The following is a 16927-nucleotide window of genomic DNA, read 5'->3' on the forward strand; positions in this document are numbered from 1 at the left end:
ATTGCTTTATAGAAGAGTTTTTTCTTCATACAAGAGGCATCCAGCTCAAAGAATACAGACACACTGGCAGTCAAATTAGAAAGAGAAAAATTACGTCAAGAACAAAAGTACTTAAATAAATCTGTAACACAAGCAATGCACCGCTATTTACACAAAATATTTGATGAGGAATCTCTATCAAATCATCTTTTTTACTGCCAAATGGAAGTGGAATTAAGCTTGTTCAGCAGACCACATATACACAAAGACCGTCCGTCCATGAGAGGGCTGTTTCCTGGCCTTCGTGGCCAGGAAAGGAAGGTATTGGGGGATGATTTTTTTATTTTTGTAGGAAGGGTCCTTTTGAGCTCAGAAAATATGAATTGAAATCTCCCCACTGCCAAATGGAAGTAGGCCGTCCTATTGAAAACATAACTAATCTAACCTTTAATGATGCTTTCTATACGTCGCCACCAAGTCCGCTTGCGCAAGCACATGTCCCTTCATCGCTTTCTCCAAGTCTGCCTTCGAAGGTTTCATCATATTCGGCAGAACCGTATCTAACGCATAAATTTTATGATGGTAGTGATGAGTGCCGATAGGAGGACACGGACCTCGATAGCCTTCAGCACTCCAGTCATTGAGCCCCTCATGAGCTCCCTTCGGTAAGTTGTCAACATTCTCGGGCAAAGAATTCACAGTGTGAGGAATATTATAAAGCACCCAGTGCACCCATGTTTGTTTTGGGGCCTCTGGATCTGGAGCATCGGGATCGTCCACGATAATTACAAAACTTTTCGTTCCCGCAGGAGAGCCCTTCCAGCGAAGTGGCGGAGATTTATCATCTCCTTCGCAAGTGTATTTCTTAGGAATTTCTTCATGAGGTTTAAAAGCGGACGACTCCAATGTGAACTGCATAAAATCTCCTTCACAGATTTTTTTACCGCAGAAGGCCTGCGTTCACATCTTGTATTAGAACAACCTCTGCAGAATAGCAGATTACTTTTTCAAAAGAATTTCTCTTAAAAACTCAATACTGCGAACGCCAAACCACGAATAGGATTCACCATTCACAATCGCACCTTCAATGCCGAGTTCTTTGAGCTCGCCGATTTTTTTATGGAAAGGAAAAGGTTCGGAAGAGAAAAGAAAGAAGGTATCTTTAAAATCTTCCAACTCAATAACCGGATATTTTTCGCCTTCAGGAAACTCGACAAGTTGCGCACCGAGTTTCTCTAACACCGAACCAATATAAGTTTCGCGGCTCACACTCATCCAAGGCTTTTTCCAAATGAGATAAGCGATCTTATCGTATTTCTGCGTGGGCATTTTCACCCACTCTAAAAATCCTGGAATTTTTTGCAGATCCCAGGAAGGTTTCGGTGCTTCCAAAATATCCAGACACTCCACAGAAAGCTCCATCAACTTTGCGTTTTGAAAGTGCTCCCCAAGGCGCGCCAATTCTGTTTGCAAAGTTTGTAACGAAGACACATGAGTGGCAAGATACGGAAGAGGACACTCTTCCGCCATCTCCAGTGGGTTTTCCTCTTCATCGAGCAGAACAAGATCGGGTTTTAAATCCACCACCAGATCCCACGAAACATCTTTCGTACCCCCGACAATAGGAATATTCGTGATCATCTTTGGAGGATGGATACAAAAACGTGTGCGTCCAACAACTTGCACTCCCGCCTGTAACAGCGTTTCAGTCCATGACGGGACCATACTTACCACTCGCATTAATATCCTCCAACCTGGAGATTACCCACTGAGCCAATGAGAGTCAAAAGCTTGACCGTCAGGGTGCCCCGGCACACTATGGGTCGGTTACTTTACAAGTGAGGTTAAATTATGACGCAACTCTTCCCTCTTCACGAGAAACCAGCTTTGAGCCCGTATAAAAAGGGTGATGTTCTTGTGTTATTTGGCGAACTTTTCTCGCGCGGGTACGCAAACGGTTTGGTTGAAGAAGCCGAACGTCGCGGTATGACGATTGTGCGCGCCACTGTGGGCCGTCGTGAAAAAGATGGAACTTTACGTGCATTGACAGCGGAAGAAGCCGCTGCTGTTCCACAACCTTTTATCAACGTTCCTCTTGAAGCCGGCTTTGACATGGAACCAGATTCCAAAGGCGTGACTCCTTGCGATCAGTTGAAAGACATCAAAATGGGAGAATGGGACCAAGCCACTTTGAACTGGGCTTCCATTGATGAATCTGAAAAAAATGGTGTTACACGTTTTAAAAAGAACACGGAGCTTTTCATGAAAGAACTTGAAAAGCACATTCCAGCAGGCGCCAACGTTTTGTTTGCCCACTTGATGGCCGGTGGTGTTCCTCGCGCGAAAATCTTGATGCCTCTTTTAAACCGTGCGTTTAAAGGAACGGGAGATCGCCATATTCCAACTCAAGCCCTTTTGGATTCACAAATCGGCCAGTTCAGCTTGAGAAATTTTAAAGAAGTGACTGCCGAAACTTTCCGCCACTTGGTTGAAATTTCAGCACCTCTTCGCAAAAAATTGGAAAGCCAAGGTAGCCACGTTTCTTACACAGCTTACGGTTACCACGGAACAGAAGTGATGATTCGTGGTCAGTACAAATGGCAAACTTACACATGCTATTTCCAAGGTTGGGCGAAAATGGCCTTGGAACAATACTCTGAAGCTTTTGCCAAACAAGGTGTTCATTGCTGCGTTTACAACTGCCCAGAGATTTTGACGAACTCAAGTTCCGTGTTTCAAGGTGTTGAAGTATCACTTTATCCTTTGCTCGCAGCTATTCAAAAAGATGCTGGAGATAAAAAACACGGTGAACAAGTTTTGGCTCAGTGTAAAGCTTTGCTAAAAGATGATGTGACGTTTGAGCAGATCATCAAATTTACCGATGAATACCTCACAAATGATCTGACTTTGGCGTTCTCAAAATACGAACTATGGCCACAACACTCCCGCCAAGATCAAATGGAATACATGCTTAAAAGCTCTGACTATCTTTTCGATCTTCACAAAGATCAGAAGAATTTGATCACGGCTGTTTTGAGCGAAGTGGTCTTCAAATCTTGTGGATACGTGATGCTTCATGACTCTTGGAAGCCAAAAGCTCCTGTGGCATGGATTGGTCACGATCTTGTAGCTCGCAGTATGTAGTATGTCAGTTCAAGCCGGAGAGAGTTGGAATTATCAAAAGTATAAATTCCATGGCCTGTCGCTGTCGGGAATTCGCACAGCGATTGCCATGCCCGAACTCTCTTTGAGCTTTGATGTGGCTCAAGGCTACCCTTACCTCTTAAACTTAAAGCAGTTCTTTATCACTCACGGTCACCTCGATCACGCCGCTGGCATTCCTTATATCATCTCGCAAAAGGCGATGAACTCCCAAGATCCGGGCAAGTTCTACATGCCAAAATCTTTGGTGGAACCTTTGGATCAGATTATGAAAATCTGGGAGAAGATCGAAGGTCATGAGTATCGTTATGAATTTATCGGCGTACAAGGTGACGATGAGATTCCTTTAAATGCACAAACTTACGTCAAAGTCTTTCCGACCACTCACCGTATTGAGTCTTTCGGTTACACGGTTTTTGAAATTCATAAAAAACTGAAGAAGGACTACTTGGGATACACTCAAGAAGAAATCGTGAACTTGCGTCGCAAAGGAATCGATGTGAATGAAGTTCATCACATTCCTGTCGTGAGCTTTACCGGTGACACTCAGATTGAATTTTTAGACTCTAGAGACTGGGTTCGTAAATCCAAGATTCTTTTCTTAGAAGCCACTTATCTAGACGACAGAAAAACCATCGAGCAAGCCCGCCAATGGGGACACACTCACCTGGAAGAAATCATCCCTCGCCTGAAGGACATTGAAAGCGAACAGATTGTATTTATTCATGCCTCCAGTCGTTACTCTGACAAAGAGGCTCAAAGAATTTTGCTAGACCGCATCCCCCAGGAATATCACGAACGCATCGTGCTTTTCCCAGGACGCTAATTAAAACATATCATTCATGTCGAGCCATATTTTACGGCTCTTCATTTTTTTGGTTTTGAAATACTCCACCCATTCAGAGGAAGTACGTTTTTGCCAGTTTTCAGCCAAAGCTGCTGCAAAAAGAAGAGGACTGAAGCCTTGCCCCATCATGTCTTTGGGAGGACGAAGAGCTGTGAGCATTTCCGGACCATAAAAACCTGTCGGCATCAAACGATCTCTCTCTGCCAACTCCCCGATGATCAAAGCGCCGTGAACTTGCCCCAAAACCGTGCGACTTAAAGGGCCTGATGCTTCCGTCGTTTTCGGAGCACCTGCAGTTCCGACAACCACAAGGCCTGAATCTGCTTTTTTATTTAAAAGCTCAACAAGGTCTTTATTGGTATCGTTCACCTTCATATTGAAATCGAAAAAGACGAAACTTGCGCCTGCTGGCATAGAATCAACACGCTCACGCAAAGCTTCCATGTCGACTTCACCTTCTTTTGTGTAAGGTGTGAAGTTGACGATCTCGCAGGATTTACAAGGGCGTACTTTTTCTTCAAAAACAGGCTTTACTTTCAACTCAAAGTCTTCTGCCTTTTGCTGACCAAAATAGATCACTGTCGTTTTTGTCGGAGGAAGAGCCGCCTGTGCCCATGTCGCTCCGCATGAAGCCAAAACTAAAAACGTAACAGCCAAAACTTTTTTAAGATTCCACAGATTGCACTTAGTCATAAAGTGAGTTTGCCCTTCCCCCCGCTTTGCTGTCGACTTTTTTAATAACTTATTGAACAATCGACATATGGAGTCATGGAGTCACGTACGCATATTTCACTCAGGAGACGAGTACTATCATAGCCTCGTCGCGGATATACGTCAGGCTCAAAGAAGCATCACCATCGAGTCTTATATTTTTGTCATAGATAAGCTCACAGAAACCATTCTGGAGGAGCTTAAGAGAGCACGAGAAAGAGGCTGCTCCGTTAAAATTGTCGTGGATGGTTTTGGTTCTTATTACTACGTCCCTCAACTTGATAAAATGTGCGAACAGCGTGGAATTGAGTTCCGCGTTTTTCACCCGTTCCCCTATCCGGTCTGGTGGGCCAAAGAGCTTTTTGCGAAGTATTCGCGAAATGTTTCTTTAGTGATGAAACGCATGAATCGTCGCACTCACCGCAAGATCACGATCATTGATGAAAAACGCGCTTATCTTGGCAGTTTTAATTTCACACAAGAGCACTGCGAAAGCCTCGTTGGTGCCCGTGCTTGGCGAGACACCGGAGTTTGCGTAGAGGGTCCCGAGGTCAGCCGCTTGGTCCTGGCTTTTCAAATCAGCTATTTGCGCACTTATGTGAAGGGACTGTTGTCTTGGGTGTCCCGGTGGCGCCTGCGCATGGACCCGACGGACAGTCTTTTACGTCTGAACACCACACAAAAAATGCGACGCCAACTTTACAAAGATTTGCTTCGCCGAATTTCCCATGCTCAGTCCCGTCTTTATATTACGACGGCCTATTTTTTACCAAGACGATCGCTCTTGCGTGCTCTCTTAAAAGCGGCTCGTCGCGGGGTGGACGTAAAAATTCTTATTCCTGGTAAGTCAGATGTGCCTGCGGTGAAATGGGCGGCATTTTACATCGTGCGCTTCTTGTTGCAAAAGCGCATTCCTATTTTCGAGTATCAGAAAACCATCTTACACGCCAAAACCATGGTTATCGACAACGATGTTTTTATCGGCTCTTTCAACCTCAATCATCGCAGTGTTTTGCACGATCTTGAGGTGGAGGTTGTTCTGCGCGACAAAGACAGTCTCAATAACATGCTTCAACAATGGCAAGTGGACTTGAATAACTCCAAACTCGTCTCAGAAAAGGATTTTGCTGCTCCTTCTTGGCTGGCAAGAATCCTCTACAGCATCGCCTTCCGTCTGCGTTATATGCTTTAGTTTTTTTGCTTTGACCCAACTCCTCTTATTAGTGATCCTAGGAGTATGAATTCTTACGTTAAAGTCGCGATCACTGGGGGCCCTTCGGGGGGAAAAACAACTCTTATCGAAGCTCTAAAAAAAGAGCTTGGGCAAAAATGTGCCGTCGTTCCTGAAGCGGCGAGTATTTTGTATCGCGGTGGTTTCCCTCGCTATAAAGAAGCCCAAGGTGTGATTCATGCGCAAAAGGCCATCTATCACACACAAAAAGAACTGGAAGACATGATCTGCATGTTAAGCCAAAAGCCTTTGATCGTTTGCGATCGTGGGTCTTTGGATGCGGTTGCTTATTGGCCTGACAACGAAGCACATTTTTTTAAAACTATCAATAGCTCTCGCGAGGCGGAACTGGCTCGCTATGACTGGGTGATTCACCTCGACACCGCTTCTTTGGATTTTTATGACACTAACAATCCCATTCGCACAGAAACTTTCCAAGAGGCTTGGGATTTGAATTCAAAAATCAAACAAGCTTGGGAAGGACACTCTCGTCGTGTGGTTATTACTCACAATGAAGACTTTCTTTCGAAGATGACGACGTCTTTGGCGGTCATCCAAGCCATCATGGCCCACAAAAGTGCTGACGATATCAAAAAGGAACTTCTGCAATGATAAAAACTCTGCTTGGACTTCTTTGTATATGCATCGCTTGTTCTTCTTTTGCGCAAAGCCGCTCGAAGCTTAAGCCCCTGTACTTCCAAGCAGATAAAAACAATCTGCAAGTTCTTCCGCAAAGATTTGAGTACACTCTTTTAGATGAAGACCGCCTCAAAGTCGGCGATATTCTGATTGATACAACCCAGGTGACTTTCCAGGTGGAACCTTCCGCCCAGAAAAAAGGTGCTTATAGTATTCGCTTTACTTGGCCCGCGGGACTTATTAAAGAAGGTGAACTTGCCATTAAAAATAATTCTGGCAAGGCGATCTTCAACACTCTTCTTACGAAGGATAATTTAAAAATCTCTCAAGGTGCGACTCTGCAAGAGGAAGAAAGTCTTCGTTCCGAAATTGCGACTTTCTCCATTGATGACGTCGAAGCAACTCTTGTTGACGATATGAAGTACTTCCCTTTCATGGTCTTCTGTATTTATCGTGAAAGCGAAGAAACCCGTCTTTATCTTTGTTCAAAAGAACTTTATTTGAGTTCACAACAAGGTCAGATGGTGGTGAAGGCCCGCTCCAGCACTAAAAAATCCGCGCAAGTTGAAATCAATGGCAAAGTCGTTGGCAACCAAGGGATCATTTATCTGAATGATCGCAGTGAAAATGTTGCCTTCAAAGCACAAACACAAACCGGCGCTTTCCTAGAAATTGAAACCCGCAAAAAAGACGTCGACTTTAAAGATGTAATTGTTTCTGAAGATGGAGAAAAAATCATCCTGACAGCCTCAGGAGCAGAGCCCGTCGACGAGAACAAAGTGAAAAAGGTTTCAGAAACAGATTGGCAAATTACTTTACCTAAGGGCCGCCCGGTTCTTTACCTTAAAGGTGACGGCGACATTCCGATGCGCCAAGAATTTTATGTGCGCGGGACTTTGCCCCGTGAAAAAAACCGCCCTTATCTTTCTGCCAAATCAGTTTCACGCACTTACGCTTCCTCTTTATCTTTTAGTGGCGTGAGTCCCGAAGGCGTGCAAGTGAAGATTCCAGAAAAAGACACGGATTCACAACTTGAGCCTACGAAGAAAAATCAATTCTTCTGGACGATGGGAAATATTCCCGCCGGCGTTGAAACTCGCCGCTATCTTTCGGTCTCCTCAGATGGCCATGACTTCTTGGTGGGTTACGACGTCTTCCGCGGACAACCTTTTGGTTTGGGCCTTGGCGCACACTATTTGACGCCATCTGGAATAGCCTTTGGAACTGTGGAGTTTCAATGGTGGATTGAAAATTTCTTATTCATTAATGCCAACTGGTCACGCTTCCGTTGGGGACTGTCTTTGGAAAGACAACAACACCTGACTGAAAAAGACGATGTGGCGAAAGTCGATTTCACCACTGTGGAACTTCTGTGGAGAGCTAAAGAAGGCTTCAACTTGACAGATGAAACTTGGGGTCTGTCCGTGCCGTTGCAAATGATTCAAGGTGAAAGCGAAAGCATGACTGCTTACGGCCTTGGCGCTTTCTGGATTAAAAAGCCAGGACGCTGGTTGAAACCATTTATGCATTGGTCAGAGCTGAAATTTCAATATTTTGCAGGTTCAACTGGCACAGACTTTAAATTGAAGTCCGCTTACGTTTTAAAAGGCCAAGCTTACTGGCAATTGTCGTCGCAGTGGTATTTGCGCTACGGACTTGATTTCAGCGATTACAAATACGATCCCGCTGCGGGCAAAGAAGAAAGCCAGATCGGTGTGAACGCCGGCGTATTCTGGAAGTTCTAGAACGATTCTAACGTTTTTTGAAGAAGCCTGAAACAACTTGTTTCAGGTCCATGTTGAAGACGTCTTGCTTTTTATTCGCCGCCGACAACATCGAGATCTCGCGACGAGCCGGAATAAATGAAGGGTCTAGCGCCACACTCTTCTCAAATGATTTGCGTGCCGCCACAACGTCCCCTTTGATCTTATTAAAGAGACCAATCACGAATGGGAAAAGAGTGTCATAGCGCTCGTCCGGTGGAACTTGCATCAACTCCAACTCCACTTCCTTAAGGACAAATTGTTTTTTCGCAGGATCAACTGCTCCCAACTTGGCCCAAGAACTATAGATATGCAATTGCTGCATTTGTGGATTGAGTTTAGCAACCTCGCCCAAGTGTTCCAAAGCCTTCGCAAATTGATTGTACTGAAGAGCTTTTTTCACTTCTTCCATCAACGTTGTGGCTCTCAATTTCGCTTCTGCTTCTGATTTTTGTGAAGCTTGACGGAACTGATCAATTTTGCTCGTATCACGAGATGTTGCAACAGCCTCTTCGGCCGCTTTTTTAATTTTATTCCAGACAGCAGAAAGCTCTGAAGCCGTGTCTTGCGGAGGATCACCGATCAAAGTCATAAAGTCTGCCAATGCAGATTCAATAGAGCTTCCACCGGAACCGGCTTCCATATAGGCCACGATTTCATAACCGTTCTTGCCATCAAGCTCTGCCCAGATTTTCTTAAGAACTTTCAATTGTTCTTGAGGGTTTGCAAAAGCCGCTCTTTGCGCAAAGACGATCAAACCTTTTGTGAGAAGGAAGTGAATCGCTTTATAAACGGCGACTTCGTTATAACCTTTCACATCCAAAAGCTGAGTCAGCGTTATTTGGTTGTTCAACTTCACAGTCAAACCATCCAAAGATTTCAGCAAAGACATCGTCAAAGCAGGATGATCATCACGGAACGTCGGACTTTTTACGATTACGTTTCCGGACCACATCACATACAAAGACTTCAACCAATTGATAGAAATTTTCGAAGCGATCCAGTCATGCAGATAGTAAGACAACGTATCCGCATCAATACTTGGACTGCTCATCTCCACTTCAGCGGAGGCAAAATTCACGCGGATTTTTTGATCTACGATCGTGCGCACCAAGCGGATGTTCATTTGCTCCATTAAAATCAAATCAAACGCATGAGGGCTGAGTTGATTATTCTGGATAAGATAATTACCAATACGACGATTGTTTTTATCACGAAGGGCCGTTTGCACGTCTTGGGGAGTTGCATATCCACTTTGGATCAACATCTCTCCAAGAAACGTCGTTTTATCATCAACGTCAACGCCTACGATATTGCCATTACAGAAGGAAATTCCTGAAACCGAACCATCGGCGTTGTAGATATTCAAATAACCGCTGCTCTTAGTTTCCACTAAAAGGGAGTACAAGAACGGCAAGTCAAATCCACTCACCTCTTCGATGGACTCAATGACTTTTCTTTTTTGACGATTGGTCACTGTCGGATTGGCAAACATTTGATAAAGAAGTTTACGAGCGCTGGATTCTTCGCGCTTCGGAGCTTCTTCTTTTTTAACAATCTTAAGAACTTGTTCCATCTCAAAAGGCTTTTTGAGGAAGGCCACGGCTTGGGTGTTTTGTGTGGCCTCTTGAATGAATTGTTTGTCGGTATAAATACCACTCATCAAAACCACTTTAAAGCGTGAATTTGGATAGTTCGTTCGAGCTTGCTTGATGAAATCCAAACCTGTCATTTGGGGCAAAAGACAATCGCAGAAAAGAAACTCAATATTGCCGTTCGTGGACAGGGTCGTATTGGCTTCGTCAGGACGAGCTGCCAAAAAGACATGATGACCCGCACGACTTAAAACTTCTTTCAAAGCTAAGCCAACGCTTTCATCATCTTCCAAAATTAGGATCTTTGATTTTCCTGGTTCCACATTTCCTTGTCGGTCTTTAAGAGCGATCTATTTAGAATAAAAAAGAAAAAGCGGGTCTGTCAGCCAGGACCCGCTTTGAATTCTAGACCTTTGTCAGGTGTTTTTATTTTTTTAGGAACTTAAAGTACTTCGATTCGATAACGTCCATCTCCATTTCGTTACCTTCCTCGTCTTTGACCGAAGCTGGAGGTGTGACGCCGCCTTCAGAAAATTCTGTCCCATAACGAAACAGGACGTTCTTTTCAGAACCTGAATCATCATTATAGTAAGGAACATAGAAGGAACTGACTTTCCCCGAAGAAGGCAAGAAACCATCCACCATGTTGATCTGATCTACGATCACTTTTGGACAATTGCTAAAGGAAATCTGTGCGGTTCCGGCTGTGCCCATCCACTTGATCCATTCACGAATACCACAAGAGTTGATGCTTTTTAGACCGCTCAATTCCACTTCAATAGCTTGATTGCCCGTCAAGTTGAACTGAGTAAAGTCCACGTCTTCATCAATGGTACCCGCCATTTGAACCGTCAATTTGTCGGGTGCTTTATTCATTTTTACATCGAGTTTACCCATGCTTCTTCTCCTCGTTCACGTACAGTATATAAATTTAATTAAGACCTTCGCGTTTGACCACAAAAAATGTGACGTCATCGACTAAGGTTGCTCCCTGACGATGGCCTTGAAAGCTCACAACGAATCGATCCACAGAATCATTCACACCAGGGAAGTCTTTGTTAGCAGCAATAAGAGCCTTAATAAATTCTCTCTCGCCCCAGGCTTCTTTTCCAGGATTTTGAATATCTGGAATTCCATCCGTGTAAAAGAAAACAGAATCGCCCTCATCTACCTGAATGCTGGTTTGTTGATAAGCGGAATCACGGGCTTGTCCCAATCTGGGATTGTTCACTTCATTAAGGGGCACTAAATCTTTTTTCTTTAAAGCACCTTCGCTTTTCTTAATAAGAAAAGGAGCTTCATGAGAGGCATTGCAGTACACGAGTTCCCCCGTGTCCAAATCAAATGACGCAAGAAAGAACGTCATCATGATACGGCCTTTAGAAACATCGTAAATACTGCGATTCAAAAGTTCCAAGGCTTTTGCCGGAGAAATATTCAAGCGCTCAATAATCGTTGATGCCGATTTCGCCGCACTCGTGATCAACGCCGCCGGAGCTCCGTGACCTGTGGCATCCCCGATCCACAAAAAGATTTTATTTCCGATTTGACAATAGTGCCACCAGTCGCCACCGCACTCACTGGCAGGTTCGTAATATCCCGCAATCGCCAGAGGGCCAATCTTTGCGCGTGTTTCCGGGAACAGAGTTTCTTGCACCGTTTTTGCCGTTTGCAGCTCTGATTCCATACGGGCTTTTTCAGCCGTTTGATCTAACAAACGTGATACTTCCGCCGCCATGATATTAAAGTTGTCAGCAAGACTTCCCACTTCGTCATTGGATTTTACATCCACGCGAATATTGAAATCTCCTTCAGCCACTTTTTTGGTCGCATTAAAAAGCTGAGTCAGAGCTTGGGTAATACCGCTAGAAGCAAAAAGACTTAAGATGATTGTCAATGAAATCAAGATACCGAAAAAGATCAAAGATTTACGAATCAAGATTTGTACAGCACCCAGAGCTTTTTCTTTTTCAACAGTGGTCACGACAATCAAATCACCAAAGCCCGCTTTTGAAAACGACACCAAAAGATCCGTGCCATCCACCGCTTTGTCTGTCTCCGCCCCTTGTGCTACTTGTGACGAAGATCCTTTTAAGAAAGAAGGAGTGACAGTTTCTTGCAGTTTTTTACCTGGCATGCCATCGGGACCAAACAAAACTGTGCCGTCTTGAGAGATCAAATACATCTTCTGAGACATCGCCGCGCGGAACATCTCGGAAGCTTCGCTCATACGCACGATAACCAAGAAGACCGTGTTGCGCGTTTTTGTTTCATCGCTGACTTTTTCCAAAATGAAAATACGATCATCGCTGAATGGCACCTTCACGACACGACGAGTGGCTTCCACTTCCGCGAAATACGCCGGCATTTGACTCTGTAAAGACGCCAAAATTCCCGCTGTTTGCTCAGGCACTTTCTCTAAAGTCGCTGCTTTTTCATAAGCACCACTTTGGGATGGAGTAAAGACCACGATGGATTCCAAGTTGAACTCGTTCATGAAGATGGAATCAGAAACCGGTGTGAATTTTTGTTGAGTAAGATAATCTTGAAAGATCGGCTTCGTGGTTCCGAGCACAGAATTGAGCTGTGTCTTAATTTGAGCCGCCATGGTTCCCGACATACTGCTCGAAGAATCAAAGACATAGGCGATCTTATCGTCTTCAAAAATCTTCAACGCCAAAATTAAATACACTGTAAGCGTAATTAAAGGCAGCGAAGTGAGCAGTAAAAGAATCTTATATCTTATTGATATGCCACGTTTTTTCACGAGTTCAGTATGCCCTTTAACAGGAAACCCGAAAAGAAATTCTCATGTAACTTAGCCTAAGGTCCGTAAATCATTCGTCATTTCCAACCGATAAGCCCTCAAGCAGGAGTGTTATGTCACGTTTCGGACAAACAGAAAAAATCATCTTTGTATGCGCCATCGCCGCTTTGATGGCCTTCTCGTATTTTCTGTACGATGACTCTTTGCTATTCCCAAAAGCTAACAACGGAAAATTGGAACTGATTGGTGACGTCGCGATTTCCCAAAACGACGTCAGACGTAAAAATCTTGATACATTCAGTTGGGTCCCCGCTTCCCGCAAAGATTCTGTCTATCAAAACGACTCTATCTTTACAGGAGATCGTTCTGAAGCGACGATTCAACTTCAGGACGGCACACAGATTAAAATCCAACCCAATTCTTTGATCACATTGAATTTAAAAAATGGTCAGATGAATTTGGATCTTCGTTACGGGAACCTCGTCGGGGAATTGGCCCAAGGCTCTTCTTTGACAATCAAATCAGGCACGGAAGAATTCAAACTTGAAAGCAAAGAAGGCACTCAAGAGAAATCGAAAATTCAATTCAACAAAGCTCATAGCGGTAACGTTGACTTGAAACTTCTTTCTGGTGACGTCAAATACGTCGATAAGAAAAAGAAAGCCGTTAAAGAACTGCCTAAAAATGCAGTCGTCGCTGTCACTAAAAAAGGCGAAGTCAAACAAGTCGAAAAGCCTCAGATCTTCTTGAAAACGGCAGATCATACAAATTGGTTGCGTCTAAATCCAGACGATCCACTTCCCTTTGAATGGCAAAGCAAAGGTGATGTGGCACGCTATGAACTTGAAATCTCCCCGACGGAAGATTTCAGTTCCGTGTCTATTTCAAAAATGACTCCCGAAACAAAAGTCCAAGTGACCGAACCTTTGGAGCCGGGTCCTTACTTCTGGCGTCTTAAAGCTCTTGATCACAATGGTCAGGTGGGAGCTGTTTCGCAAACTCAGCAAATGCGCATCACGCATTTGGCGGGACCACAAATCACCACGCCAACACAAGCAGCGCAAATCAATCTGGAGTTGAAAGTAAAACCCAAAGAAGCTTTGGAAACAACAACCGAAGTTCAATGGCGCGCGCAAGACGTGTTGAAAAACTTCACTTGGCAAGTTTCTGCCGATGCGGAATTCCAAAATATTCTTAAAGAAGGTCAGACAAATACCCTGGCTGCGATCACACCGAAACTTCCTGCGGGAACTTACTGGGTGCGCGTTCAAGGACAAACAGAGAGTCAAAAAATTTCTCCATGGTCTGAACCTGTTTCATTTACACTCAATCTTTTTGCTCATAAAGAAGAGCGTCCCAACCGCCCTATTCTTGTGACGAAGAAAGTTGATTTTAAAGTTCCGACAGGAAAAGACCGCAACCCGGCTTCTCCGGAATCTCCAAAACTTGCTTGGAAACCTGTCCTGCAAAGCAAAAACTACGTTTTGCAAATTTCAAAAGACGTGAGCTTCAAAGAAGTTGAAAAATACGACGTCACCCAAAATCAAGTGGCCTGGTCTCAGTACCGCCCAGGTCAGTACTTCTATCGCGTTTACGCTCGCGGTTTGAATGGCCTTATGAGTGAACCGAGCGAAACTGGTACGATTGATATCAATATTGGAAGTTTGACACTCGATCCAATGAAAACCATCAATGCCATTGGCCAAGCTCCAGGTCCGAAAGAAACTCCGATCAGTTGGAGTGAAATCCCATTTGCAAAAACTTATCTTGTACAGATGGACAAGGATAAAGAATTCTCTCACCCGCAACAGTTGGAATACTCTGCCAACGCAGGAACTTTGACGGTGCCAGATCCAGGTCGCTATCACGTGCGCGTGCAAGCCTTGGATGAGGCGAGCAAACCTCTGACAGGCTTTTCAAATATCGAAGAAGTCCTTTATACCTTCCGCACACCGCTGACTTCTCCACTTTTGATGGAGCCATTTAATAACGCTTCGATCTTCCTGCAAACAGAGATGGAACCGTTCATTTGGCTTGAGTGGAAAAAAGTGGAAGGTGCGACCTCTTATCGTATCGAAATTTCCGACAAGGCCGATTTCTCGCGCACTTTGATTGCAAAATCATTGCAAGGCAATCGTTACCTGATCAAGGACCGCGTGCCTCTTGGTAAAATATATTGGCGTGTTCGTGCTGAATCCAAAGGTGACTCGGAGTCTTCAGAATGGACCGAAAAACGTGAATTCACTCTTTACCATCAGAAAAACGAGACCTTTGTAAAATGAAGATTCAGTACTCTCTCTTCGACACCCTTTTGGAACCTGTGTTTGTTCTTAATGCAGAACAAAAGGTCGTCTATTGCAATGAAACGGCGGCCATTGTCGCAGGCCTTTCTATTCGCAAAATCACCAGAGGTATGAAGTTCGGCGAACTCTTCGAATTCAGCGAACCTATTGATGGACTCGACAAGCTGATTCACGTCTGCGATGCCACTCCCTACAAAGAAGTTAATTTTAAAACATCTCAAGGTGGCGAAGGAAAAATCCAAATCACCCTACAACCTATTTTTGACTCTATGGGAGACAAAAATTGGATTGTCTTTGTCCGTGATGTGACTTTAGAAGAACGTCTTCAAAAGAAATATCGTGCTGAGCTTGAACAAAAAGAAGGCGTCATCAAAGATCTGGAAGACGCCAAAGTTCAACTGGAAAACTACAGTAAAAACCTCGAACAGATGGTTGCCGATCGCACTCGCGAACTTTCTCGTTTAAATCAAACGATGTCGGCCCTTCTCGACAGTTTGGGTCAGGGCTTCTTTATCTTTAATGCGGAAGGAAATATCCTCGACGTTTCTTCCAAGGCCTGCGAAAGCACCGTGGAATGCAAACCGGATGGAAAATCCATCTGGGATGTTTTGAAATTACCTGAAAATAAAGTCGAAGGTTTCAAAAAATGGATGCAGACACTCTTTATGGAAATGCTTCCATTTGAAGACTTGGCTCCATTGGGTCCGGTCACCTTCCCGCACTCGCAAAATCGCAACATCGCCTTAGAGTACCATCCTCTTCGCTCAAGTGAAGGAACGATGGACGGTGTTGTTGTTGTTGCGTCTGACATCACGTCACTTGTCGAAGCGCAAAAACAAGCCGAAACAGAGAAAGAACATGCGAAGTTGATCATCAATATGATCAAGTCTAAGCGTGAAATTCACCGTTTCATCCAAGAGGCCCAAGGTCTTTTGATGTCCATCCGTGAAGAGGTCACTAAAGATCAAGAGCCTTATGATACGGAAACTCTCTTCCGCAACTTGCACACCCTTAAAGGTGGCGCGGCCCTCTTCTCTATCAAAGAAGTGGCCGAGGCCTGCCATCAAGGTGAAAGTCTTTTGGCGGAAATCAAAGACAACTGGAACTTGCCTGGGTTTATCGCTCTTCGTGCAAAATGTTTTGAAGTGGAAGAGCACTTCTTTAAATTCCTTGAAGAGACTCGTGAAATCTTGGGTTCCTCTGCAATGCCGGAAGAACGTCAGATCGAAATTGCTATCAGTAAATTGAACGACATCGCTCGCAAAGTCGGAACTTTGCCTGGTGGCGGACCGGTGGCGCAAGAGCTTCTTCTGGAGCTTGCGATGGAACCCGTGTCCCGATTCTTGGAACCGTATAGCGAAGTCATGCTTCGTTTGGCCGAGAAAATTGACAAGATGGTGGCTCCTCTTAAAATTGAGAGCGGCACTGTCATGGTGATTCCAGAAATTTATAATTCTCTCTTCTCAACACTGGTTCATGCCTTTAGAAATGCTGTCGATCACGGGATTGAAATTCCTGATCAACGTTTGGATCAAGGCAAACCTGCTGAGGGTCATGTCGAAGTGCTTGTTGAAATTCAACACAGCAACGCTCACCCTACTTTGATGATCAAAATCAAAGACGACGGCGGTGGTATTGATCCAACAAAGATTCGCGAGAAGTTAGCAAAACGCATGGTTGATACACGCAAGAAAACAGATCAAGAAGTCATCCAGCATATTTTTGACAGCCAGTTCTCCACGCGCGAACAAGTGACTGAGATCTCAGGTCGTGGCGTGGGAATGGATGCTATTAAAGTTGCTGCCGAAGAACTTCAAGGTCGAGTGTGGGTAGAATCAGAAATCGGTAAAGGCACAACACTGTACGTAGAAGTGCCTTACATCACCGAATTCAAAAAATCAGACAGAAAAGTACCTGTTGCGGCCTAACC

13 protein-coding genes are annotated in these 16927 nt (G+C 44.4%); 7 read left to right on the top strand and 6 right to left on the bottom strand.

The features are described from left to right. Positions 1–426: 426 nt before the first annotated feature. Positions 427–897 carry a YbhB/YbcL family Raf kinase inhibitor-like protein gene (locus ACL934_RS12015; protein WP_413612280.1) on the bottom strand — a complete coding sequence of 157 codons (471 nt, stop codon included), beginning with the start codon at positions 895–897 and terminating at the stop codon, positions 427–429. Positions 898–978: 81 nt separating this feature from the next. Next, positions 979–1719: a helical backbone metal receptor gene (locus ACL934_RS12020; RefSeq protein ID WP_374073770.1), complete on the bottom strand. Its 741-nt coding sequence runs from the start codon at positions 1717–1719 to the stop codon at positions 979–981. A 111-nt stretch (positions 1720–1830) separates the two neighbouring features. Between ACL934_RS12020 and ACL934_RS12025 the strand changes: the two genes are divergently transcribed. Both ACL934_RS12025 and ACL934_RS12030 read left to right on the top strand, forming a co-directional pair. Then, a complete protein-coding gene (locus tag ACL934_RS12025; RefSeq protein WP_374073771.1) occupies positions 1831–3123 on the top strand; it encodes an enoyl-acyl carrier protein reductase FabMG in 1293 nt (430 codons plus the stop codon). Between the two features lies 1 nt (position 3124). After that, positions 3125–3967, top strand: a complete 843-nt coding sequence (locus tag ACL934_RS12030; RefSeq protein ID WP_374073773.1) for an MBL fold metallo-hydrolase — start codon at positions 3125–3127, stop codon at positions 3965–3967. On the opposite strand, the gene ACL934_RS12035 is transcribed toward ACL934_RS12030, so the two are convergent. Continuing rightward, positions 3968–4681: a hypothetical protein gene (locus ACL934_RS12035; protein WP_413612281.1), complete on the bottom strand. Its 714-nt coding sequence runs from the start codon at positions 4679–4681 to the stop codon at positions 3968–3970. It lies immediately after the preceding gene. 67 nt (positions 4682–4748) lie between these two features. Between ACL934_RS12035 and ACL934_RS12040 the strand changes: the two genes are divergently transcribed. Genes ACL934_RS12040 through ACL934_RS12050 form a run of 3 tightly spaced genes read left to right on the top strand, consistent with a single transcriptional unit; the run spans position 4749 to position 8314 of the window. Next, positions 4749–5891 (top strand): phospholipase D-like domain-containing protein, encoded by a 1143-nt coding sequence (locus tag ACL934_RS12040; RefSeq protein WP_374073777.1) that lies wholly within the window; start codon positions 4749–4751, stop codon positions 5889–5891. Positions 5892–5936: 45 nt separating this feature from the next. Beyond that, a complete protein-coding gene (locus ACL934_RS12045; RefSeq protein ID WP_374073779.1) occupies positions 5937–6542 on the top strand; it encodes an ATP-binding protein in 606 nt (201 codons plus the stop codon). Beyond that, positions 6539–8314: a hypothetical protein gene (locus ACL934_RS12050; RefSeq protein ID WP_374073780.1), complete on the top strand. Its 1776-nt coding sequence runs from the start codon at positions 6539–6541 to the stop codon at positions 8312–8314. Before ACL934_RS12045 ends, ACL934_RS12050 begins: the two co-directional genes overlap by 4 nt. Positions 8315–8321: 7 nt before the next feature. On the opposite strand, the gene ACL934_RS12055 is transcribed toward ACL934_RS12050, so the two are convergent. From ACL934_RS12055 to ACL934_RS12065, 3 genes are all read right to left on the bottom strand, one after another. Beyond that, positions 8322–10250, bottom strand: coding sequence for a response regulator (locus tag ACL934_RS12055; protein WP_413612282.1), 1929 nt, complete (start codon positions 10248–10250; stop codon positions 8322–8324). A 103-nt stretch (positions 10251–10353) separates the two neighbouring features. Beyond that, positions 10354–10824, bottom strand: coding sequence for a hypothetical protein (locus ACL934_RS12060; RefSeq protein ID WP_413612283.1), 471 nt, complete (start codon positions 10822–10824; stop codon positions 10354–10356). A gap of 34 nt (positions 10825–10858) precedes the next feature. Then, positions 10859–12607, bottom strand: a complete 1749-nt coding sequence (locus ACL934_RS12065) for a SpoIIE family protein phosphatase (RefSeq protein ID WP_374073786.1) — start codon at positions 12605–12607, stop codon at positions 10859–10861. A 200-nt stretch (positions 12608–12807) separates the two neighbouring features. Here ACL934_RS12065 and ACL934_RS12070 point away from each other — a divergent pair, with 200 nt between their 5' ends. Beyond that, a complete protein-coding gene (locus ACL934_RS12070) occupies positions 12808–14976 on the top strand; it encodes a FecR domain-containing protein (protein WP_374073789.1) in 2169 nt (722 codons plus the stop codon). Then, positions 14973–16925 (top strand): ATP-binding protein, encoded by a 1953-nt coding sequence (locus ACL934_RS12075; RefSeq protein WP_374073791.1) that lies wholly within the window; start codon positions 14973–14975, stop codon positions 16923–16925. The genes ACL934_RS12070 and ACL934_RS12075 overlap by 4 nt, the downstream gene beginning before the upstream one ends. The last annotated feature ends 2 nt before the right edge of the window (positions 16926–16927 follow it).

It is taken from the genome of Bdellovibrio sp. HCB-110, assembly GCF_047323225.1.
Classification (GTDB): Bacteria; Bdellovibrionota; Bdellovibrionia; order Bdellovibrionales; family Bdellovibrionaceae; genus Bdellovibrio.